The organism is Paenibacillus sp. BIC5C1, assembly GCF_032399705.1.
GTDB classification, from domain to species: Bacteria; Bacillota; Bacilli; order Paenibacillales; family Paenibacillaceae; genus Paenibacillus; species Paenibacillus taichungensis_A.
The window spans coordinates 1,336,294-1,359,358 of the sequence record NZ_CP135922.1; the positions used below are offsets into that span (position 1 = coordinate 1,336,294).

Sequence of the window (23,065 nt, forward strand, 5' to 3'; positions counted from 1 at the left end):
TCTGCCTATACGGGGGATGGAAGGTTCTTTTTGTTGTTTATTAGTCCTGATAGTACAGACGGAACAGAATATCCTGATCATAGTTGCCGAATCCTTGACCATACAATGTAAGCCCGCCCACATGCTGCGCATCTTCCTCCACGGAGAGGCGCAATGTCCACTGATTTCGTTCCACGGGAATATCGGCAAGCGTAACTTCGGACATAAGCTGTCCATCAATAAAAGTGCCCTCATGGGTAATCCGCAGCACTTTGAGCATGCCGTATTGATTCACACTGTCGCTCCACCATTCCGGGGTGAACATGCCTCGTCCATTTCCGGAATCTCCAGGACTTGTCCATTCACCTAGTCGAATGCCATTGAGCATGAAGGTAATATCCGAAGGCCAGTTTGGGTTGACCGAAGGGGCCTCTGAACCTATTTCAAGTGATAATTCAATGGCACTGATCTGTTGGCCTGACAAGATATAGTTTGGAATTTTGTATTCCACGAATCCGCGTCCAAACCAGAGAATATGGGCATGCATGCGTTCGGGATCCAGAAAATAGCGTGGGTCATCGTATTGTCCAATGACCTGACTGGATGTAGCCAGACCACAAGTTGGATACACATCAAAATGAGTGTAATGTCCGACAGGGATCGCCACTTCATGAAGCTTGCGGGAAGCTCCCGTTTCCTGTGGCATGGAGATACCAATCCAGTCGACGGCCAGGCTGTTCATTTTGTGCGTGCCGCCATCCTTGCGAATCATTTTGGACTGAATAACGCCCACATCCTGAAGCTTGCGAACATGCATGGTTACAATTGCGCTGCTCAGGCCGAGTGATGCGGCAATGTCCTTCACGTTCATTGGGGTCTCCGCGACAAGCCTGATAATCTGCAGACGGACTTCACTCGCAAGTGCCTCGTATAGAGGCAGCCATTCTGTATCGGTATTTGCTCTAATCACATCTGTTCCTCCATTTTTGATTTATAGAATTAAGTTAAACATAAATCCAGTCAAAAGAATAACATTTTGCAAAATTCAGGTTGAAATTGGTGCCATAATCGATTTTAATATAAATATGAACGTTGATCCATAGATTATCAATTAATTTTTATATTAATCTTAGGAGGCTGAACTTCACGATGGAAAAAGCAAAAATGACGGTAGACAAGGATTTCACAATTGGCGTAGTTGATAAACGTTTATACGGTTCATTTATTGAACATCTGGGACGTGCCGTATATGGTGGAATATATGAGCCGGGTCATCCTACGGCGAATGAAGCGGGATTCCGTGGAGATGTGCTGGAGATGGTTAAGGAGTTGCAGGTTCCGATTGTGCGGTACCCTGGCGGCAACTTTGTATCCGGTTACAATTGGGAGGATTCGGTTGGGCCTGTGTCAGAACGCAAACGCAGACTGGAACTCGCCTGGAGAACAATCGAGACCAATGAATTCGGGTTCAACGAATTCGTGGATTGGTCCAAACAGGCGAATTCGGAAGTCATGATGGCCGTCAACTTGGGAACACGGGGTGTAGATGCAGCCCGCAACATCGTGGAGTACAGCAATCATCCGGAAGGTTCCTACTATAGTGATTTGCGTATTAAACATGGATACAAGGAGCCTCATGCTATCAAAACCTGGTGTCTAGGCAACGAAATGGACGGCCCGTGGCAGATTGGTCACAAAACAGCAGAAGAGTATGGACGGATTGCACTTGAAGCGGCAAAAGTGATGAAGTGGACAGATCCAACGATTGAGCTGGTCGCCTGCGGAAGTTCATCCCTGGGTATGCCATCCTTCCCGGAATGGGAAGCCACGGTACTGGATCATACGTATGATCATGTTGAATATCTGTCCCTTCATCAGTATTACGGTAATGCTGAGCAGGATACGCCAACATTCCTTGCGCGTTCCCTTGAGATGGATCGTTTTATTGAGACGGTAAAAGCGACCTGTGATTATATCAAAGCGAAGAAGCGCAGCAAGAAGACGATGTTCCTGTCCTTTGATGAATGGAATGTCTGGTATCACTCCAATGATAGTGACAAGAAGCTGGACCCATGGCAGATTGCCCCGCCACAGCTGGAGGACGTATACAACCATGAAGATGCACTGCTTGTGGGATGTATGCTGATCAGCATGCTGAAACATGCGGACCGAGTTAAGATGGCCTGTCTGGCACAACTCGTCAACGTCATCGCTCCAATCATGACGGATAATGGCGGTGCTGCATGGAGACAGACAATCTTTTATCCGTTTATGCATGCTTCCGTGTTTGGACGTGGAACGGCACTTGTACCGTTGATCCAGTCCCCGAAATATGACACCAAACAAATTACGGATGTTCCTTATCTGGAGGGTATTGCGGTGCATAACGAAGAGCAGGGTGAAGTAACTGTTTTCGCTGTAAACCGTCATCTGGAAGAATCACTTCCGCTTGAAGTGGATCTGCGCAGCTTTGGGAAGTGCCGGTTGATTGAGCATATTGTGCTGGAAAGTGATGATCTAAAAGCAGCCAATACCGCAGCACAGCCGAATCGCGTCGCTCCGCATAATCGTGGTGATGCAGAAGTATCAGATACATTGATCACGGCAAGCTTGGCCAAAGCTTCGTGGAACGTAATTCGATTGAAAGTTCAATAGTAGGTGAAATGAGTCGAGGGAATCACTCAGGTTTACACTGAGCACTCCGATGGCGGAACTATCTTCGGCTTGCTGTGTTCCTCAACTATAAACGCAAATAAAAGCTGGATGTGCATGAATCGCATCCAGCTTTTTTCGTGTTCCTTGGAGAGGATCTTGAGAAGACTCCGTTTGTTAAAAGTCACTCATCGCATCAATGAATTTTATTTCAACTCAGTATCCGGTCCAAACACAAAGCTCTCGCCATCGCGTGGAATGAGCACCTGTCCGTCCAATTGTTCAGATGCCAGATAACTGGCGAGGTCCACACGGGACATCATGCAATGGTTAATGGCATCCATATGCACAGCGATGACATGCGCATCTGGTGCATGGCGTTTCACGGTAGCTACATCAGGTCCGTCCATCGTGATCGGATCTCCTTGCAGGAAGCGGGCACCGCCAGCATTCACCACAATCACCTCAGGTTGATATTGACGAATGGCTTCGGCTGGCTCTTCACACCAGATGGTGTCCCCGGCGATATAGGCGACAGGTTCTTCGTCCGCTTCCAATACAAAACCAGACACCTTGCCCATACGTTCGCCGATTTCCCCGGTTCCATGTTGTCCTGAAGTGCGGGCAAAACGAACAGAATGATATTCGTGTTTCTCATCCACGGCGGTAACGTTAGTAAATCCGGCTCCTGTAAACACGGCCTCATCTCCTGGCTGGCACAGCAGAGGTACATCCTTACGGAGCTGCTTCGCTGCTGCTTCATCCCAGTGATCGGGGTGTGTATGCGTAACGATCATCAGATCGGGATTCATATAATCCGTTTCCGTCTCGGGTAAGGAGACTCTTGGGTTACGTAATTCATTGGGCGTATTCGGGAAAGCAGGCATCACTTCTTTATCCATCAACATGGGATCAACCAGTATATTCAGACCCCCATATTCCAACCATAATGTAGCATTACGAATCAATTGAATTTTCATTGAACCTGCACTCCTTCGGGAATTAATGTTATTATCCTATATGTTATACAACCCGTTTATGGGCGTAAATAACACACTGAAAGAAAACAGACCACTTTAATTTCAAGTTGAAAGGATTGCAAAATAGATGAATGAGACGATTGATGATACAGATATACGCATACTGAAAAGCCTGATCCGGGACGCCAAACGCTCTCACAAAGAGATCGGCGAAGAGGTGCATCTGACCGGACAGGCTGTAGGTGCGAGAGTACGCAAGCTGCATGATCTGGGTGTGATTGAAGGGTATACGGTAAAATGGAACCCGGAACGCCTCGGCTTGGGCCTGCAGGCATTTGTAACGATTTTTCTGAATTCTGGCGACCGACATGCCGCCTTCCGTGAATTTATGGCTGCGCGTGAAGATATCGTGGAAGTTCACCGTGTCAGCGGAGAGGGCTGTTATCTGATGATCGTACGCACTGGAACAATGGAGCAGCTTGGAAGTTTGCTGGAAGCCATTTTGCCGTATGGAAATTATAGAATGAACCTGTCTGTTGGTATCGAAAAGTCGGAATGATGTGAGCTGAATTTCAGATGTCCTGGTGCTGTTTCTCTTGGAGCGTCTTCTGCAGAAGGACAACTGCTTGACTGAGCTCTTTTTTGGTTAGCAAATGATCGGTCTGGATATGACGCCGGGTGCCGTCTTTCAAATACAGGGCAATCATGGGGGAAGCAGACAATATCCATTTGCTGAAGGCGGGCGAGCCAAGCTCAATTTTACGAATCTCATTCCAGGGAATGGTCCGTTTAAGGGGATGAAGCCCTTCATCATTCCAGGATAACAACACAGAAGAACTCGCGATTGCGCGGGACAGAAACATAAAAAATAAAGGCCCGATAAACCACATGCCAAGAATGGCTGCGATGGAATAATACAACGTCTCCAGTTGTCCAGCATGATCGTCATAGATGATCCATAACAGGGTAACGCATAACAGCAAGAACAGAAGACAAAGTGCTCCTTTCCATATAGCCGTGAAACGGCGGTAGGCAATCTGCCGATGCTCAAGCTTCGACTCTGATGATTTATATAATTCAGGTTTCATAAATACGCCTCCTTAACATCATTTCCCAGAAAATATACCAAACATGCCGCCTGCATCGCAGAGCGGCACATTCAACTTTATTTAACCCATTTGGTTCGATAAGCTAGCCGGAAATAGCTGAATCATTACCGGCTTCACGCGCATGGGTGTAAAGATCAGCATATACCCCTTCAGCATCAATCAACTTCTGATGTGAGCCTTCCTCGACAATCTCGCCATTCTCCATTACGAGAATCCGATCTGCATGCATGACTGTAGATAAACGATGTGCAATGACAATCGTTGTTCTTCCCTGTGAGACGGATTCCAGCGCCTGTTGTACCAATTGTTCGGTATGCGAATCCAGATTCGCGGTTGCTTCATCCAGGATAAGAACTCGGGGTTGAAAGACCACGATTCGGGCAAACGATATCAGTTGACGCTCTCCGGCGGACAGACCGCTTCCGCGTTCGGAAAGACGTGTATCATACCCTTGCGGCAAACGTGAAATCATCGCATGTGCTCCGACGAATCGACAGGCCTGAATAGCCTGCTCTCTCGTAATATCCTCGCGGAACATTCGTACATTGTCAATGATGGAGCCCGAGAATAGGAATGGTTCCTGCTGGATCAGACCAACGATCCGATGAAGATTGGCTTGCGGGAAATGGCGAATGTCTACACCATCGATCTCAATGCTGCCCTGATTCACATCGTAAAAGCGATTGAGCAGGGAGATCAACGTACTTTTGCCAGCTCCTGTAGTGCCTACGATACCCACCATTTCACCTGGATACAGATGCAGATTCATATGCTGAATCAGGGGGCGATCTGCCCGATAGCCGAACGAAACATCATTAAAATCAATCTGTCCCATCACGTTCCGTGGTTCAAGTGTGGAGGCAGTCCCGGGTATGGGATCAGCGACTTCCGGACGGGTACTCAGAATGTTCCAGATTCGATCCATGGATACGGTGGTTGACTGGAATGTGTTCCACTGCATGGTGATCTGGTTAATCGGCTGGAAGAACTGACGGATGTAACTGATAAATGCATAGAGCACACCTACCTGCAATGATTCACCCAGCACGGCACGTCCTCCAAGCCAAACCATCATAACGAGCGCCGCATTGCCAAGGATATCAAACGTCCGGTTGAATATGACATTGGAACGGGCTTGTGTGATATTGGCCTTCAGGTGAAGTTGGTTCTGTTCCGTGAATCTTTTCTTCTGCTCTTCTTCCTGATGGAACGCCTGGATCAGAAACATGCCGGACAGGTTCTCTGCCGTAAATGCAATCAAACGGGAGAGACGAGTTCGGGCATTCTGATAAGCCCTGCGCAGTTGGCTCCGAAATAACACAGCAACGATGGCGATCACAGGCAATACGATGAGAGAGTACCCTGCGAGTACCGGATCGAGCTGGAACATAAAGACGATAATGAGCACCAGCATCATGCCATCCCGGATGAGACTAAGCAGTACCTGAGTGAAGAAACTGCTGATCGTTTCTGTATCACTGGATACATTCGTCACCAGACTGCCAATATGGAAGCGATCGAAGAAAGACATCGACATTTTGGAGATATGCTTGAACAGGTCTTTACGAATGCGAGAGACGATGTTCTGACCGACATGTTGCAGCAGATTGTTTTGTACATAGGTAAAAATAAAGCTGATTACAGCCAGCCCCAAAAAGATCGCTGCCAACTGGACAAGGAAACCTACACTGGTTTGGCCGATGGCCAGATGATCATCGATCGCAATCTTCACCAGGTAAGGCTGAAGCAGATCGGCGGAGATGCCGAGCAGCGAACAGAGAAAAATACCTGCAAAGGCCCATTTATGGGGTTTGGCGTAGGACATCATCGCTTTGAAGGAAGTACGCTTACTCTGGTCTGCGCCTGCATCGGAACCGGGCCCATTCCCTGACGATGCTTGTGCTCCCGCACCTGAACGAACTTCAGCGTTACGGTCAGTCATGATGTAATCCCTCCTCCTGCAAACGATAGGTTGCAGCATATAACCCTTTTGCGGCCATCAGCCCTGCATGTGTACCTTGTTCAGCAATTCGACCTTCATCCAGAACGATAATTTCGTCGGCATGACGGACCGCACTGATCCGGTGGGAGATGATTAACGTTGTTTTGCCTTTGCCAATCTCACGCAGGCTGCGCAGAATGCCACTTTCAGTGACGGCATCGACAGCACTCATGCTGTCATCCAGAATGAGTACCTGCGCTTTTTTGATCAACCCCCGTGCCAGACTGGTGCGCTGACGCTGACCGCCAGACAATGTGAGTCCGCGTTCACCCAGCAAGGTATCGAACCGATCAGGGAACCGGATAATGTTCTCGTATATCATCGCTTGTCGTGCACTGTGCTCTACGGTGTCCAGCGGAACCTCACGGTCGCTAAAAGCGATGTTGTCCCGAATGGTTGTACTGAACAGGAATCCATCCTGCGGTACATAGGCAATACGGGATCGCAGACTTTCCAGCGACAGCTTCCGGATGTCGGTTCCGTTAATACGGATGGTGCCTTCAGGCGGCTCATATGTACGCAGCAATAGCTTCACAAAGGTACTTTTACCAGAACCTGTTTTGCCCACAATGCCCACAGTTCGGCCTGCCTGGATATTCAGACTGATGTTTTTGAGCGCAGGGGATAAACTGCCGGGATAGGAAAAGGACAGATTCTCTATCGTAATGTCGTTCACGGCTTTGAGACTTGTCGCATTGGGAAGCTCACGCACGTCAGGCACTTCCGTCAACAGATCATTTACCCGCTCCAGTGATGCTCCAGAACGCTGCATGGTATTGATCACATTACCGATTTGTTGAAGCGGTCCCATGATGATCCGCAAATATAACGTCAATGCAACAAAACTTCCGAGTGTAATGGAGTTCTGCATCGTCAAAATTCCGCCAACAAGCAGGGAAACAACCAGTGAAATGGCACCTAGCAGCGGTAGCAAGGCCTGAAATAGAGAGGACAGACGAACAAGCCGCAGCTGTTTGCTTTTGATTGCATCTACTGTGAATCCAAAACGTTCACGGGCGCTGTCTTCAATGGCAAATGTTTTGGTTACACGAATACCACCCAGCTGTTCCTCTGCGGATTCCGTCATCGTTGCAAGAGCATCCTGTACATCACGAGAGCGCTTGCGAATTCGCGGACCGAAAAAAACGACCAGAAAGGGAATGGCCAGCAACGGCACAATACTGATCAGAATAAGTCTCATCGGGATTCCGCTGAGCAGCATCATCACGATGCAAGATAATAATAGAAATGTTGCATTGGTCATCATGGTGACGCCGTTGGAGATGGCTTCACGTACAGAGGTGACATCATTCATGACGTAACTGAGCAGTTTCCCATTTCCCTGTTTGGAGAAATAGTGCTCACTCAGCTCCGAAAACTTGCCGAAAATGCGCTCACGTGTCATGAATTCGAAGCGGCGTCCAAGCTTCATGATCATGAATTGCCCAGTACCGAATAACAGATTATAAGCGATGGCTATAGCCAAAAGCGAAAGGCTATACCGGATGACCGTATTCATCTGAAGTGTGTTCTGCATGAGTTGATCCGTGAAGCTGCCCAGAATTCGGGGCAAGGACGCCTGACCCACATTGGAGGCAATAATCAGTAGTACAGCGAACAGATATACGGGCCAGTTAGCAATGACATAGCCTCGTAGTAATCCTTTCTTGGACATAAGATTTGTTCTCCTTTGTTCAGGGTGAAAGTTGGTTTGGAATCGGAGTCAAGAAAAGGGCCGACACCTGATAATAGCGCGTCGTGCCCTCTTACTTTATGCGATCCGGTTTGCTGTTTATCCGTCATTCGATAGAAATCTCTATTCTTATTTTTGCGCTAATCGGTAAGGATGTCAACGAAGCAAGCAAGCATAATGGAAAGAAAGCAGATCAGCGCCCGCAGAGTAAGGGATATATGCAGTATTTCCGTCATTTATTCACCAGATGTCGATTTTACTGAAACATTTCAGGAGAGTCTCCCGTCTGTAGGATTGAAGAGGTCAAAAATTGGGTTTACTAAATATGGAGGTGCCAAGAAATGAAACATAAAAAAGGATTGGCTGCAACGCTTGCGCTCTGCGTGTCTTTGACGGCAGGAGGTGCATCGGTACTTGCATTTTCGGATGTAAAAGATGAAGGACAAAAAACGATTGTGGACTCGTTACATGCCAAGGGTGTTGTTAATGGAGTAACGGTGGATCTATTTCGTCCAGATCTCGCATTGTCCGAGCCACAGGGTGTTCAACTGATTGTGAACGCTTTTGGTCTGAAAAATGAATACGCTGCCGCCTCGGCACAAAATAAAATTAGTCCCACGACCTGGTACGCCGATGCCGTTCAGGCTGCAACACAGAATGGTCTGTCCATTCCGGTGGAGTTGAATCCACAAGCCAAAATGACGCGTGAACAGTTTGCCATTTTGCTCCTTGAAGGCATTAATACAACCGGAGAATATCCGGTGATCATGCTGTATAATGATATTAAGGACGAAAATAAAATCGGTAAGGACGCCAAATCTGCGGTCCAGAATCTGTTGAACATGGACATCATTGAACTGGATAAGGACGGTAACTTCCGTCCAGATCAGTCGCTTACCCGTATGGAGGCTGCAAGCATGATCTTCAATGCACTTGAATTTGTAGATAAGCACGGCAATGGCGGATCGACGGAACCGACTCCAACGAATCCAGGCGAAGGCCAACAGGGGATTGTGCCTACCGTGACATCAACCAAAGTGGATGACAAGACGGTAAAGGTTAAACTGACCGCGCAAATGCCTCATCCTGGTTATGGATTGAAGATTGAAGATGTGAAGCTGGAGAAGGATGGACGTGCCATTGTGCTGTATACCATTATCCAACCTGACCCGGACATGATGTATCCAATGGTTATTACCGATGTAACCGCAGAGACAGACATTCCAACAGGATACACTGCAGAAGCACAGCCTTCTGGAAAATAATCAAACCTTGCCAGCGCGCCTCGATCCTTGATCGGAGCGCGCTTTTTTTTCTGGAAACGACGATCGATATGAAAAAGCTTGCCTAGGGAGAGCGGCTGTTTTTCAGTCTGAATCTTGATTAGTCCGACTGAAAAGTATTGATTCCATTTTTGTATGTCACATTTGATGACTTGTAAGTGATTTTAAAAATGGAATTAAGTTAGAATGTGTAATATTTAATGACATTAAAATGTTGTTTTTAAGATGTAAATCAATATCTATATAGGCGATAAAGCTGCTTCGTGTTAACGGAGCGGCTTTTTTTCTGGCCTGATCCGGAAATTATCATGCACTCCAGCTCCTCATGTCATGTGCAAAATCAACATATATGACTGGATATAACTAGTGTTTATCTGTGCTTATGTGCTTTCAGCCAAGGATAAAAACGACATATTTACCGAGTGGGGAAGAAACTCATAGAATAAAGCCAAGCCATAAGCGAGCTTGATGCAGGTGATAAATATATGGTAGATAATATTACATTTGTGTGATTGAATTAAATCTATCCTTATTACTTTTTCTAAGCATCAAGAGAGAAGGAAGACAAATGCATAAGTAAGGGGGAGAAACACAGTAGCAATGAAGAGTAACTTCTATTATATTCAATATGGCGATGCGCAGAGCATGCTAAGACCTTGCGACCTGTATGACCGATGTGAATTCAGAATACGACCTGCACACATGGAATATCTCTTTCCTAAACATATGTGGGTTTTGACTTTAAGGTCTGTTTCTCAACTTTCATTCAGATCTGACATCTCTCAAGTTCATGCGAAGCTACTCGAAACGACAACTTCAAGAGAGAAATGGGTCAAATTCCACATGTTTTACTTCTCCAAAATGACAATGACAAGCTGTAAATAAAAGCGTAAACCCCTGTTGTAACAGTACTTTCCGTGTTTTTTAAGAGTGAAGATCGAAATAGCATATTTACGGATTCGGAAATGATTCATAAACTCAGTATGTAAGCGTTACCAAAACGCGAGAGAAATAAAGGCCTCGCATGATAGAAATGTGGTCCGGGACTCATTCCTTACATTTGAACAGGAGTGTTTCGCTCTTCTTACAAAACGGACGGATTTTCATTAAGAAAAGGAGGAAACAACTGATGCAGCCAGAAGGGAAGTCCGCCTTGTCGCAAAACCTATCGGTGCACACGATTCCGAACCGCAAGAAAAATAAATTAGGGAGAAGGATGATTCGAAACTGGGAGTTGTATCTGTTTATCGCGCCAGCATTTCTATACTTTCTGATTTTCCATTACGGGCCGATGTACGGCATACAGATCGCATTCAAAAACTTTATCCCGACGCTTGGCGTTACGGGAAGTCCATGGGTTGGTTTCGATCATTTTATCCGCTTTTTCAATTCGTATTATTTCTGGGATTTGTTATGGAATACTCTCAGCATCAGCCTGTATGAGCTGGCTATAGGTTTTCCGCTGCCCATCATTCTGGCGTTAGCTTTCAATGAAGTAAAGGATTCCTTCTTCAAACGTACCGTTCAGACGGTCACCTATGCACCGCATTTCATTTCGGTCGTTGTCATGTCGGGTATGATTATTACCTTCTTGTCGCCTTCGTCAGGCATGATTGTCAATTTGGTGGAGGCTCTTGGATTTCAGGCCCCTCAATTTCTGACGGACCCTGCGTGGTTTAAGACGGTGTACGTACTCTCGGGTGTCTGGCAGAGTGCAGGATGGGGTACCATTATATACCTCGCAGCCCTCTCGGGTGTGGACCCTCAACTGCATGAAGCTGCCGTGGTGGATGGTGCGAGCCGGTTTAAACGGATTCTGCATATTAACATTCCAGCGATTATCCCTACGATCACCATTTTGTTAATTCTGAATATGGGCAGTATTCTTGGCGTCGGATTCGAGAAAATCTTGCTGTTGCAAAATCCGTTGAACATGGGCTCATCCGATGTCATCTCGACATTTGTCTATCGGTCCGGTCTGGTCGATGCACAGTACAGTTTCTCCACAGCTGTAGGGTTGTTTAACTCGGTAGTTAATGCGATTCTGCTGATTACGGTGAATCAAATTGCACGTCGCACCAGTGAAAACAGTTTGTGGTAAAAGGAGGGGGAAACACATGTCAACCGCGGTTAAGGAAAGCAGAAGCGATAAAGTGTTCTTATGGTGCAACTACATCTATCTGACGATAGCGCTCGTCATTGTGCTTTACCCGCTGTTATACATCATTAGCGCCTCAATCAGTGATCCCAAATTTGTAAGCTCCGGTGAGATGTGGCTACTTCCAAAAGGGATTACGTTTGAAGGGTACGCCCGCGTATTTGAAAACACCAACATCTGGATCGGGTACAAAAATACGATCATTTATACCGTCTTAGGTACACTCGTCAACCTGATGGTCACTCTTCCGGCAGCCTATGCGCTTAGCCGTTCTGATTTTGTTGGACGTGGATTCTTCATGGCAATGTTTATGGTAACGATGTTTTTCAGCGGAGGACTTGTCCCAAGCTACTTGCTGGTTAAGGATCTTGGGATGGTGAACAGCATTTGGGCGCTTATTCTGCCAGGAGCTGCATCCATCTGGAATATTATCGTATGCCGTACGTTTTTTCAATCAACCATTCCCAAGGAGCTGCAGGAAGCGGCCCATATTGACGGGTGTACCAACACCCGGTTGTTTATCCGAATTGTGCTTCCGCTCTCCATGCCGATCATTGCCGTGATGGCGCTCTTCTACGGCGTCGGACACTGGAACAGCTATTTCAGTGCCATGATTTATTTAAATGATTCCTCGAAGTATCCACTGCAGCTCTTTCTGCGCCAAATCCTGGTACTTCAGGAGATGGCAGCACAGGGCGGGGGAGCTATCGATACCTCTTCAGCAACGGCGATGAATTCCAAAGCGGAAATTGCTGCGCTGGTCAAATATGCCGTCATTATTGTTTCAACTTTACCTGTAATTGCGATTTATCCATTTCTTCAGCGTTATTTTGTGCAGGGTGTTATGATCGGTTCCGTTAAGGGATGATCTTAAACCATAATCCACACTAAAAAAGGGGAGTTGTCGTCATGAAAAAGCTTCGCAAGGCTTCATCCATTGTACTCTGCCTCACCCTATCCGCAGCATTACTTGCAGCTTGTGGTTCCAATGAAGATGGAGGTTCTGCGACTTCAAATGTCGAAGGGGTCAAAAAAGAAGGATTCCCGATTGTGGACAAACCACTTACGTTAAAGGTCATGTCCCAGGATGCGGGCGTAGCCGACTGGAACACGATGCCAGTCCTGCAAGAGATGGAGAAATTGTCAGGCATCAAGCTGGAGTACCAGCTTTCACCGATCGACAGCTTTGAAACAAAGAAGAACCTGGTATTCGCGAGCGGCGATTTACCGGATATGTTCTATGCTGCGGATCTCAAGCCAGCTGAGCAGGTTACTTATGGGACTCAAGGCATTCTGATCCCGCTGGAAAAATACATTGATGAGGGCTATGCCCCGAACATTAAGAAGATTCTCGACGAAAACCCGGATGTTCGCAAATCATTTACAACGCCTGACGGACATATGTATGCACTGCCATTCATCGATACGGCTGCCGTGTGGTACAGAGGCCCGATGTGGTATAACGGGGAATTCCTAAAAGCGCTTAATGTAGAGGAACCTAAGACTACGGAAGAATTATATACGTACCTGAAGCGTGTTAAGGAAGAAGACCCTAACGGCAACGGACAACAAGATGAAATTCCGCTTACTTCTGTAAAACTGGATGATCTTCGGATGTATTTCTTCGGATTCTGGGGAATGTACAACGAAGGAATCTACGCGGATAAGGACGGAAAAGTTCACTATCCTTATCAAGAAGAAGGCTACAAAGGTTATCTGACGTTCATGAACCGCTTGTGGAAAGAAGATTTGCTGGATCATGAGACCTTCTCTCAAACAGGCGATCAGAAAAAAGCAAAAGGCGAAAGCAACAAGCTTGCGCTGTTCAATGACTACCATCCATACTTCACACTCGGCGGCGAGCCTAGCACGAAGCATCCGCTAATGACACCGGTGAAGAGTGAGATCGCAGACTCACCTGTATACGGTAAACACCCAGGCATATCGGCACGTGGTACCTTTGCTATTACTAGCAGCAACCCGTCCCCTGAGGCAACTATGCGTTGGATTGACTATATGTACAGCTATGATGGAGCGACCCTGTTCAATCAAGGTCCTGAAGGTCTGCTGTGGAAATTCAAAGACAAGGAAAATCTCGTAAAAGAGTGGCTGCCTGTTCCTGGTGGCGGGGATCGTGAGGAATATCGCGGTAAAATCACACCGAACTATGGCATTTTGACACCCGGCATTAATGATCCGGATATCGCAAAAGGTCTTCGCACCGAATTTGATGAATGGCTTGACCAGCAGAATCAAGAGAAGTTGGTGCCTATCGGAAAATCACCGTTCCCTAACGTTTATTTAACAAATGAAGAGCAAAGCGAAGCGACCGCTTTATTATCTGATCTGGATACGTACGTCAAGCAGATGGAAGCGAAGTTCGTAACAGGCCAAGAGCCGCTTGAGAATTGGGATAAGTATATTGCACAGATCAAAAAAATGGGCAGCGACCGTATCGTTGAACTGTATCAAGGGGCGTACGATCGCTGGAACACAGGCCAATAAGAACAAGGACTCCAGAAAGAGGTGTGAACAAGGATGCAGAAATGGTTTGAAGAGGCCAAGCTGGGAATATTCATCCACTATGGCATCTATGCTGTGGACGGGGTTTCGGAATCGTGGTCCTTCTATAATGGAAGGATCTCCTACGAAGAGTACATGAAGCAGCTGGACGGCTTTACGGCATCGAAGTTTAATGCAGAGAAATGGGCGGACTTGATTGAGAAATCCGGAGCCCGATATGCTGTGCTGACAACGAAGCATCATGATGGCGTTGCTCTATGGGATACGCAGTATAGTGACCTGAATGTCGTTAAGCAGACACCAGCCAATCGGGATCTCGTGAGGGAATATGCGGAAGCAATTCGGGAGAAGGGCATACATCTGGGGATGTACTTTTCGCTGATTGATTGGTCGCACCCGGATTATCCTAGCGTGTTTGAAGGTGGGAAAGTACCCGAGGATCTCAGTAGTGTCAATCGGCATTCAAGCCCTGTGGATGGTGTTGAGGATCAGGAGAAGTGGAAGAAATTCCTTGAGTTCAATAACCACCAGCTTCGGGAGATCATGACGAATTATGGTAAGGTGGACCTGCTGTGGTTCGATGGGGACTGGGAGCGAAGTGCCGAGCAGTGGAATCTGCCGGAGTTCAAGCATTACCTGCAATCGTTTAACCCGGATGTCATCATCAACTCCCGCCTTCAAGGTTATGGGGATTATAAAACGCCAGAGCAAGGCATTCCGATTACCAGACCGGAGGGACCATGGGAGTTCTGCACCACGATCAACACATCATGGGGCTATGTGCCAACAGACCATAAATACAAATCGTTAAATCAGATCATTCGGATGTTCTGTGACTGTATTTCGATGGGGGGCAACATGCTGCTGGATATCGGTCCACGCGAAGATGGCACCATTGATAAGAGGCAGGAGGATATTCTGCTTGGGCTGGGAGCATGGATCCGAACCCATGAAGAGGCCGTTTTTGGAACGGGTGAAGGTATTATGCCTCGCTATTATCTGGGGGGGAGCACCGTATCCGAGGACAGAAAGGCATTGTATCTGTTTGTTTATGACGATCCAAAAGAGAATGTATGCATCAAGGGACTATGCAATAAGATCAAGAAGATTACTGTGCTGCATTCGGGCAAAGAACTTAACCATGAGATTCATGGGGGCGTGCCTTGGTTCAATATCCCGGGGACAACGTGGATCCAAATGACCCCTGAGGACACACATGAGCAGGTGACGGTTCTTAAGCTCGAATTCGACGAGGAACTGGAAATGTACGGCGGTTCAGGAGCCGTTGTTACTCATAACTAACATTACGGGAGGGCATGCACCTATAGATGCATGCCCTCCCTCATGAAGCGGAGAGAGAGCGATATGAACCAAAGTGGAGTACCTGAGCCGAAGATTGAGTATGCTCCCAAACATTATATATGCAAGCGTGCGCAGGAACCGCTGATGCTGGACGGCCGCGTAGATAAGGCATTCTGGGATGCAGCTGATTGGACGGATGATTTCGTTGATATCGAAGGGGATCTTCGTCCGAAACCCGGAAAACAGACTCGGGTAAAAATGCTGTGGGACGACGACTATTTCTACTTTGCTGCCGAACTGATTGAAGATCAGATATGGGCTACGTTGACCGAGCGGGATTCTGTTATTTTCTATGACAATGATTTTGAGATTTTTATCGACCCCGACGGGGATACCCACCAATATTATGAGTTCGAGATCAATGCGCTCAATACGGTATGGGACCTGTTATTGGTGAAGCCATATCGGGATGGTGGGCCTCCGGTCAACGGTTGGGATATCAGCGGTCTTAAGACAGCTGTACATATCGATGGGGAGCTGAACACACCTGACGCCGATAACCGAAAATGGAGCGTTGAGGTGGCAATTCCCTGGACCAGCCTGAAGGAATGTGCCGAAGGCAATCGTCCGCCTGTACCGGGCGAGTTCTGGCGTGTCAACTTCTCGCGGGTGGAATGGCAGACTGAAGTGAAGGATGGGGAGTACCGCAAAGTGCTGAATCCGGATACAGGCAAACCTTATCCGGAGGACAACTGGGTCTGGTCGCCCATGGGTATTATTAACATGCATTATCCGGAGCTATGGGGATATGTCGTATTTTCGGATGACGGAACGGATCGGTCCTTTGAGCTGCCGGAAGACGAACGAATCAAATGGGAGCTTCGCAGACTCTATTACCGTGAACGCAAATATTTTGAAGCCCATGGTGAATTTACACAGGATGTGAAGTTACTCATGGGTGAAGAAACATTAATTTGTCAGCCTGTAATTGAAACGACCCGTAGCCTATTCCAGATTAGTACGCCTTCCTTTGACGGCACTACCTTAATCTGCATTCGGGAAGACGGAAAGCTGTGGAAGGAGTGAGCCACCTATGACAAGCCAAACCTTGGTGTTTTCGATGGATGCACAGTCCTTGGAGCGGATCGAGCAGAAGTTCCAGGAGAAGTTAAACTTTGCGGATGCCCGTAAAGATGAACTGTTCCATGTGTTTCAGCAGCCTTTAACTGAAGAAGAGGCATGGGCCTTGAAATATGTTTATGCCTACATGCCGGTGAACGACCTGGCTGATTATGATGGGGAATTGTTCCTCAGTCATGTGCGTCGGGCACTGGACATTCGCAAGCGTGTGCCTTGGGGGGGACGTGTACCAGATCATCTGTTTCTGCATTTTGTACTCCCCTATCGAATCAATACAGAGAATATTGAAGATTTCCGTGGCATTATCTTTGACGAGTTGGCTGACCGGACAGCGAAGTTATCCATGGCGGATGCCATTCTGGAGACCAATTACTGGTGTCATGAGAAAGCGACTTATATTGGCAGCGATCTGCGCACGATATCGCCGCTGACGATGATTCGAAATGCCCGCGGCCGTTGTGGAGAAGAATCCACGCTGGCGGTAGCCGCTCTTCGTAGCATCGGCATACCTGCCCGTCAGGTCTACACACCACGCTGGGCTCACTGTGACAGCAATCATGCTTGGGTAGAAGCCTGGGCGGACGGCCAGTGGTATTACATTGGGGCATGTGAGCCGGAAGCCGGATTGAATCAAGGGTGGTTCAGTCCACCAGCCCGTAGGGCCATGCTGATCAATACGAGAATATTCGCCGACTATCCGGGACCGGAGGATATAACACTTTCCGAGAAGGGATATACGGAGATCAATTTACTGGAGAACTACGCGCCAGCGCATACCATCCGCGTGAAGGTAACAAATGAGCAGGGCGCGCCTGTGCCTGAAGCGAGTGTCCGATTTGAGCTATACAATAGTGCTGAATTTTATCCCATCGCCGAAATCAAGACTGATGCACAGGGAGATGCTTCCTTTAAGACGGGTCATGGCGACCTATTAATTCGTGCGGTTAGTGGTGGCAAGTGGGGTGAAATTCTATTCAAAGCTCAGGATAGCGATCATGTTGAGATCGTGTTGGATTCATCAGAGCAGCCATCAGGGATCGTGGATTTTGATATGGTTCCTCCTCCAGAAGGGGAGGGAGAAGTAGTGGCTTCGTTACCGGAAGAGAAGATCCAGGCTCACAACCGCCGCCTGGAGGAAGGTACGAAGATTCGGAGTGGATATGAGGATACATTCCTGAGTGAGGAAGATGCATTTGCATTGGCTCATACAACTGGACTGCCTCCGGAGCGCGTACGGGATATTCTACAGAAGGCACGGGGCAACAGCCGCGAAATCGCTGCTTTCCTAGAGGAACGTTCCGGTGAATTTGGTGAGTGGCCACTACAGTTGCTGGAGTCGATGAACGAAAAAGACTTGATCGATACTTTTCGGCTGACATTGGACGATCATCTTATTGGTGCACTTTCACAGCGTGGACAATGGGCAGAGGAGACATTTGTGAAGTACATTCTGTGCCCACGGGTCTCCTATGAAATGGTGGTGCCTTATCGATCTGTATTCCAGAATGCTTATTCCGAGGAAGAAGCAGCGGCGTTCAGGGAAGATCCTTCGATGCTTGCGTGCAATCTGGAACAGGACTATTCGTATTATGAGGATCTCCCTAACCTGAAAGGTAAGGGGAACCCTGTAGGTACTTATAGTCTGATGAAGGGAGACCCACCTTCGCTGGATATTCTGTTTGTCGCCGTGTGCCGCAGTTTGGGTATTCCGGCCCGATTGCATCCGAGCGAGCAGAAACCGCAGTATCTGAGTGAACAAGGTTGGGAGGATGCAGTGTTCGGTCGTACCTCTTCTCGAAATGAGGACAGCTCAAGCTGGGGAATGCTGCATCTCCTCAAGGACTCAGAAGCTCAGGGGGATGCACCGGCAGCATCCTATGCGGAGAATTTCACATTGGCACGTCTGGAAGATGGGGTGTACAAAACGCTGATTTATCAGGATGGTTATTCCGATGTCTATAGCGATCCATTTGAGGTTGAACCGGGGGCTTATCGTTTAACGACTGGCATCCGTTTGAAAGATGGAACGGTAAGAGTCCGCTTCATTTACTGCACTGTTCGCGCTGGAGACACCGCTGAAGTAGTCCTGACTTATCGCGAGACGGAGGTAGACATCCCGGTGCTGGGCAAACTAACAACCGGCAGTGTGCTGACTCATCTGGATGGTTCTGAAGTGCAACTGGAGGAACTTCTGGGATCAGAAGGAGCTATTGCTGCCTGGATTGAACCGGAGCGGGAACCGACCAAACATCTGATTCGTGAGCTGTGTGAACTCGCTGAGCCTCTTAATAAGCTGGGCGTGCCAATCGTGCTGCTGATCGGAGATACGGAATGGAACGCCTCCTTTGACCCTGTGAATTATCCGAAACTGCCGCTACGCACGATTTTTGTTCGTGATTCCAGCTATGCGTCCTTATCCAGTTTTATTTCGAAACCTGCCGCTCAGGAAGCGGGCTATCCGCATCTGTTCGTACTGGATAATCAGGATCAAATTCGATATTCGGCCTCCGGGTACAAGATTGGTACAGGCAAGGAAGCTCTGCAGATTGCTGCTGCGATATCTCAATCATGGAATGGATCGGAGTGAAGAGTATGACGAAATATATTGCTGCTGGTTATGTCGTTGATTCTGTACTTCCCGACATGACGGATGAGGATCTGTTGAAGTTAACACATCTGAATGTAGCCTTCGGTCATGTCAAGAATGATGAAATCTCAATTGAGCATTTAAAAAACGGAGAGGTTGTCCGGAATATTAAGGAGAAGCATCCAAATCTAACGGTGCTGCTGTCCGTGGGCGGGTGGAGCGCCGGTGGTTTCTCTGAGGCCGCCTCAACCGATGCGGGGAGGGACAGCATGGCTGCATCAGCGGTTAGGGTGCTGGAGGATTATCCTTTTGACGGAATTGATCTGGACTGGGAGTATCCTTCTTACGGTGAAGCTGGTATCGCATCCAGTCCTGATGACAAACGGAATTTCACCTTACTTCTCAAGACGATCCGGGAGAGGCTGGATGCCAAGGGCTCCGAGGATGGCCGTCATTATCTGCTCACCATTGCGGCAGGGGCTGATCAATACTACGTAGACGGTACAGAGATGGCTGAGGTGCAGCAGTACCTGGACTTTGTGCAGTTGATGACCTATGATATGCGCGGCGGTTTTCAGGTTTTGACCGGACATCATACGAATCTGTATACGCCAACCGGGGATCTGTTCCGAATTAGTACAGATGCTTCCGTGAACCTGTTCATCCGCGCCGGCGTTCCGAAAGAGAAGATCGTTATCGGCGCTGCGTTCTACTCCCGGATCTGGACTGAGGTCCCTGACCGAAACCATGGCCTTCACCAAATGGCCGGTAGTACAGGCGGCTACGGTCCGGCGTTTGCCGAGCTGGAAGCGAAGTACATCAATAAGAATGGTTATATCCGTTATTGGGATGAGGAAGCCTGCGCGCCGTTCCTGTTTAACGGTTCCAGCCTAATTTCTTATGATGATGAAGAATCAATTCAGTGCAAATGCAATTACGTGAAGGATCAGGGCCTGGCCGGCATTATGTTCTGGGAATACGGCTGTGATCCGACCCATCGTCTGCTGGGTGCAATTCATCAAGGGCTTCAAGATGTTCCGGTAGAGAAATAGAAGAAGCGAGCCGGGTTCGACAATTCGTATTGTGTATACGGGCCGAAAATAAATAGAAACCTCCTCTAACCAAAAGGTTCAGGGGAGGTTTCTATTTTATACGAATCCATTATCCAAGACATTCCTCGTCGTCATCATCCGGGGAATCGGAGGAGTCGTTGGGACGGTGCATTTTGCGGTACTGCCCTGGGGTATAACCCGTCTCTTTCTTGAATTTACGGATGAAGTTCGGTGTATCCAGATAACCGACGCGTGTGATGATATCTTTTAATGGATCGCTAGTATGCAACAGCAGCCGGATGACTTCATCCATCCGTTTCTGCCAGATATATTGGGTAAAGTTCATGCCGATCTTCTCTTTGAAGGAACGGCTGAAATACGAGGAAGAGATCGTGAATTTCGATGAAATCGTACCCAGGCTGAGATCATAATCTGAGTAATTGGTATCAATATAAGCAACGATTTCATCCATCAGGGAGCTTTCTTCCGTCTCGCTCTTCGCCTCGACATGAGCACAGATTTCGGCGGCAAGTCCTTTCAGTTTTTTCTCCAAATCCTCCAACGAATCGTAGGAAGTGATCCTTGGAAGTTGATTAACCACATGATGAATGCCAAGCTCCGAGGCCGTTTTGAGCATCGTATTCAGAATATCAAAGCAGATGCAGCGTAGCAGTGGTACAGACGGCATTTCGGATTTCAAGGTATTCAACGCAGTTGATACCATCTGAACCGCCACATCGTAACTGCCCTGTTTCAAGCTCTGATCCAGCTTAAGCAGCACATCCTTAGGTACCCAGAAAGAAGAATCCTGTTCACTAGAGCCGGAAAGGGCGTTGAAGAAGGTGCTGCTGCCCTGTCCGTGGAGCATGGATGCTTCCAGTGCGGTTGATGCCTCAATGTAGGATTGATTCAGCTGCAATGGAGAACTGTAGTTGTTGCCGATCCCGATTGCGGGAGCAACTCCAACGTGATCTGCCACCATTGATTGCAGTGATTCAACAATAGACTCCATACGGGCATTCAAGCTGGATTCATACCCTACCTCGGCATCAAATCCGACGATGAGGGCCACTTGGTCTGGTTGTGGAAGCTCCACGCCGTAAGCATAAGCAGACAACTCCGGCAGTTCCATATCGTTAATCAGCTGCATAACAGTACGCTGTTCGAGGTGATCTCCGCTGGGAAAATCGTACATTTCCAATCCTAATGTCATGACAAAATAATGGGATCGGTTAAAGCGTATGCCGAGATTGTCCGTAAACTCAGAAGGGAGTTCTCCGGTATGGCCATGCTTCAGTAGCATGAGCAGAATATGATTACGAGCGTAGGGCTCCTGAAGGTCCACGCGCTGGCTGTAATCATGCAGCGTTTTCTTGATCCATTCCAGCTCGTTGCTGGTTGTGGAAGGTTCAGGATTATTTTTTAAACGGATAAACTCCATCAAGTCTGAAATTGGATGGTATTGTCTTCGGGCCAACATAATGGCAAGGAAGGTGCCCATCACGACCACGAAGGAGAAAACAAGAACAACAAAGGTACGAATATGGACGATTCGACTAAAAAATTGATTGCTCGGCATAGCGGTTACATAAGTCCAGCCCGCGTCTGATTTGACGGATACAACCGAATGCGGTTCTTGATTTAAGGAGAGACTGTGGGTTCCCGGCTCAAGTTCAAACAGAGATTTGACTTCCTGTTCGGTAATGGTTTCCCCTTTATAATTGGCGGCCAGCACCTGCCCATAATTATCGAAAATATAAGTCATCCCATGGTAGTCGCTGAGAATGGAATCAATCAATCCGGTCAGATTGGACTCGTGAATCAAGTACATGACAGTGCCGTGGGCAGGCGTATTATTAGGTGCAATCGGTACAAGGTAGGCCAGCATGGAATTGGGTACTTTGGTTCCTTGAACGACTTGCTCGGCTGGTCGTATCGTGGGGAACTGAACGTTATTCAAATCCCGGATCATGTCCGTTTTGTTCCATGTATTAAATTTGTAGCGGCCCGTGAATACATCCAGGTTCTCAGAGCCCTGAGACGAGTAGATGTTATCATCTCCGCGGAAGAACAGAAATAGTTCATCGATAATGGAACTGGTCGCCTTGTATTTGACCAAGGCACTAATCGATTCCCGGCTATAGTAGGGATGGTGAGTCCAATAGCGGGTCAGCTGCTCATCGTAAGCGATACGAAATGCGATGTCCTGCAATTCCTTCATGCGGTCATCAATGACCGTTTTTGCTTGGGTCAACTGATTGACATTGGTCTGCTCGATCTCTGAACGGAGCGTGTCCACAGCATTGTGATAAATAATAATAGTTAATATAACAAGAGGTATAAGGAAAATGGAGATATAGGATAGTGTGTACTTAAGCAGAAGCTTGGACTTGAAGTGATTCCATTTCATACTCTGCAACCTCCCGTTTTTCTTTAGAGCTGCAGCGATAGCGCTCTCATAAAGACAGTGAAGTATTACCATGATGCCGAGCTGCTAGGTGTTCCTACTAAAAATATTAGGAGAACTTCTCTAATAAATCAATGAATCTTTTCTGAGATTTAAGGGGAGTCATGCAGAACGTTTCTTGAGAGAATCGATGTAGAT

16 protein-coding genes are annotated in these 23,065 nt (G+C 47.6%); 10 read left to right on the plus strand and 6 right to left on the minus strand.

Annotation, left to right across the window (positions count from 1 at the left end):
• Positions 1 to 40: 40 nt before the first annotated feature.
• Positions 41 to 949, minus strand: a complete 909-nt coding sequence (locus tag RS891_RS06010) for an ArsR/SmtB family transcription factor (protein WP_113054170.1) — start codon at positions 947 to 949, stop codon at positions 41 to 43.
• A 179-nt stretch (positions 950 to 1,128) separates the two neighbouring features.
• Between RS891_RS06010 and RS891_RS06015 the strand changes: the two genes are divergently transcribed.
• Positions 1,129 to 2,634, plus strand: a complete 1,506-nt coding sequence (locus RS891_RS06015; protein ID WP_113054171.1) for an arabinosylfuranosidase ArfA — start codon at positions 1,129 to 1,131, stop codon at positions 2,632 to 2,634.
• Between the two features lie 203 nt (positions 2,635 to 2,837).
• Here RS891_RS06015 and RS891_RS06020 read toward each other — a convergent pair whose 3' ends face one another.
• Positions 2,838 to 3,611: an MBL fold metallo-hydrolase gene (locus tag RS891_RS06020; RefSeq protein ID WP_315794765.1), complete on the minus strand. Its 774-nt coding sequence runs from the start codon at positions 3,609 to 3,611 to the stop codon at positions 2,838 to 2,840.
• 127 nt (positions 3,612 to 3,738) lie between these two features.
• Here RS891_RS06020 and RS891_RS06025 point away from each other — a divergent pair, with 127 nt between their 5' ends.
• Positions 3,739 to 4,170 carry an Lrp/AsnC family transcriptional regulator gene (locus tag RS891_RS06025; RefSeq protein ID WP_175383622.1) on the plus strand — a complete coding sequence of 144 codons (432 nt, stop codon included), beginning with the start codon at positions 3,739 to 3,741 and terminating at the stop codon, positions 4,168 to 4,170.
• A 13-nt stretch (positions 4,171 to 4,183) separates the two neighbouring features.
• Here RS891_RS06025 and RS891_RS06030 read toward each other — a convergent pair whose 3' ends face one another.
• The 3 genes from RS891_RS06030 to RS891_RS06040 form a co-directional block, all read right to left on the minus strand.
• Positions 4,184 to 4,699 (minus strand): hypothetical protein, encoded by a 516-nt coding sequence (locus tag RS891_RS06030; protein ID WP_113054174.1) that lies wholly within the window; start codon positions 4,697 to 4,699, stop codon positions 4,184 to 4,186.
• Between the two features lie 103 nt (positions 4,700 to 4,802).
• Complete coding sequence (locus RS891_RS06035; protein ID WP_397386900.1) at positions 4,803 to 6,662, minus strand: ABC transporter ATP-binding protein; 1,860 nt, start codon at positions 6,660 to 6,662, stop codon at positions 4,803 to 4,805.
• Positions 6,655 to 8,397, minus strand: a complete 1,743-nt coding sequence (locus RS891_RS06040) for an ABC transporter ATP-binding protein (protein WP_315794766.1) — start codon at positions 8,395 to 8,397, stop codon at positions 6,655 to 6,657. Before RS891_RS06040 ends, RS891_RS06035 begins: the two co-directional genes overlap by 8 nt.
• Positions 8,398 to 8,756: 359 nt before the next feature.
• Between RS891_RS06040 and RS891_RS06045 the strand changes: the two genes are divergently transcribed.
• The 8 genes from RS891_RS06045 (at position 8,757) to RS891_RS06080 (ending at position 20,460) form a co-directional block, all read left to right on the plus strand.
• Entirely contained in the window at positions 8,757 to 9,680 is a 924-nt protein-coding gene (locus RS891_RS06045) for an S-layer homology domain-containing protein (protein ID WP_315794767.1), read from the plus strand.
• Between the two features lie 1,147 nt (positions 9,681 to 10,827).
• Positions 10,828 to 11,799 carry an ABC transporter permease gene (locus tag RS891_RS06050; protein WP_079351018.1) on the plus strand — a complete coding sequence of 324 codons (972 nt, stop codon included), beginning with the start codon at positions 10,828 to 10,830 and terminating at the stop codon, positions 11,797 to 11,799.
• 16 nt (positions 11,800 to 11,815) lie between these two features.
• The gene (locus RS891_RS06055) at positions 11,816 to 12,724 is read left to right on the plus strand and encodes a carbohydrate ABC transporter permease (RefSeq protein ID WP_113054178.1); all 909 of its coding nucleotides are present in this window, start codon (positions 11,816 to 11,818) and stop codon (positions 12,722 to 12,724) included.
• 41 nt (positions 12,725 to 12,765) lie between these two features.
• The gene (locus tag RS891_RS06060) at positions 12,766 to 14,361 is read left to right on the plus strand and encodes an extracellular solute-binding protein (RefSeq protein ID WP_064640230.1); all 1,596 of its coding nucleotides are present in this window, start codon (positions 12,766 to 12,768) and stop codon (positions 14,359 to 14,361) included.
• Between the two features lie 33 nt (positions 14,362 to 14,394).
• Positions 14,395 to 15,681, plus strand: a complete 1,287-nt coding sequence (locus tag RS891_RS06065) for an alpha-L-fucosidase (protein WP_113054179.1) — start codon at positions 14,395 to 14,397, stop codon at positions 15,679 to 15,681.
• Between the two features lie 63 nt (positions 15,682 to 15,744).
• Positions 15,745 to 16,767 carry a carbohydrate-binding family 9-like protein gene (locus RS891_RS06070; RefSeq protein WP_315794769.1) on the plus strand — a complete coding sequence of 341 codons (1,023 nt, stop codon included), beginning with the start codon at positions 15,745 to 15,747 and terminating at the stop codon, positions 16,765 to 16,767.
• 7 nt (positions 16,768 to 16,774) lie between these two features.
• Complete coding sequence (locus RS891_RS06075) at positions 16,775 to 19,408, plus strand: transglutaminase domain-containing protein (RefSeq protein WP_315794770.1); 2,634 nt, start codon at positions 16,775 to 16,777, stop codon at positions 19,406 to 19,408.
• 5 nt (positions 19,409 to 19,413) lie between these two features.
• Positions 19,414 to 20,460, plus strand: a complete 1,047-nt coding sequence (locus RS891_RS06080; protein WP_315794771.1) for a glycoside hydrolase family 18 protein — start codon at positions 19,414 to 19,416, stop codon at positions 20,458 to 20,460.
• 109 nt (positions 20,461 to 20,569) lie between these two features.
• Here RS891_RS06080 and RS891_RS06085 read toward each other — a convergent pair whose 3' ends face one another.
• A complete protein-coding gene (locus tag RS891_RS06085; protein ID WP_315794772.1) occupies positions 20,570 to 22,870 on the minus strand; it encodes a helix-turn-helix domain-containing protein in 2,301 nt (766 codons plus the stop codon).
• Positions 22,871 to 23,065: the final 195 nt, after the last annotated feature.

What these genes read in the sequence shown, in the direction of transcription:
- RS891_RS06015 (WP_113054171.1), top strand. Translation starts at nt 1,129, where the DNA reads ATGGAAAAAGCAAAAATGACGGTAGACAAGGATTTCACAATTGGCGTA.
- RS891_RS06020 (WP_315794765.1), bottom strand. Translation starts at nt 3,611, where the DNA reads ATGAAAATTCAATTGATTCGTAATGCTACATTATGGTTGGAATATGGG.
- RS891_RS06025 (WP_175383622.1), top strand. Translation starts at nt 3,739, where the DNA reads ATGAATGAGACGATTGATGATACAGATATACGCATACTGAAAAGCCTG.
- RS891_RS06030 (WP_113054174.1), bottom strand. Translation starts at nt 4,699, where the DNA reads ATGAAACCTGAATTATATAAATCATCAGAGTCGAAGCTTGAGCATCGG.
- RS891_RS06035 (WP_397386900.1), bottom strand. Translation starts at nt 6,662, where the DNA reads ATGACTGACCGTAACGCTGAAGTTCGTTCAGGTGCGGGAGCACAAGCA.
- RS891_RS06040 (WP_315794766.1), bottom strand. Translation starts at nt 8,397, where the DNA reads ATGTCCAAGAAAGGATTACTACGAGGCTATGTCATTGCTAACTGGCCC.
- RS891_RS06045 (WP_315794767.1), top strand. Translation starts at nt 8,757, where the DNA reads ATGAAACATAAAAAAGGATTGGCTGCAACGCTTGCGCTCTGCGTGTCT.
- RS891_RS06050 (WP_079351018.1), top strand. Translation starts at nt 10,828, where the DNA reads ATGCAGCCAGAAGGGAAGTCCGCCTTGTCGCAAAACCTATCGGTGCAC.
- RS891_RS06055 (WP_113054178.1), top strand. Translation starts at nt 11,816, where the DNA reads ATGTCAACCGCGGTTAAGGAAAGCAGAAGCGATAAAGTGTTCTTATGG.
- RS891_RS06060 (WP_064640230.1), top strand. Translation starts at nt 12,766, where the DNA reads ATGAAAAAGCTTCGCAAGGCTTCATCCATTGTACTCTGCCTCACCCTA.
- RS891_RS06065 (WP_113054179.1), top strand. Translation starts at nt 14,395, where the DNA reads ATGCAGAAATGGTTTGAAGAGGCCAAGCTGGGAATATTCATCCACTAT.
- RS891_RS06070 (WP_315794769.1), top strand. Translation starts at nt 15,745, where the DNA reads ATGAACCAAAGTGGAGTACCTGAGCCGAAGATTGAGTATGCTCCCAAA.
- RS891_RS06075 (WP_315794770.1), top strand. Translation starts at nt 16,775, where the DNA reads ATGACAAGCCAAACCTTGGTGTTTTCGATGGATGCACAGTCCTTGGAG.
- RS891_RS06080 (WP_315794771.1), top strand. Translation starts at nt 19,414, where the DNA reads ATGACGAAATATATTGCTGCTGGTTATGTCGTTGATTCTGTACTTCCC.
- RS891_RS06085 (WP_315794772.1), bottom strand. Translation starts at nt 22,870, where the DNA reads ATGAAATGGAATCACTTCAAGTCCAAGCTTCTGCTTAAGTACACACTA.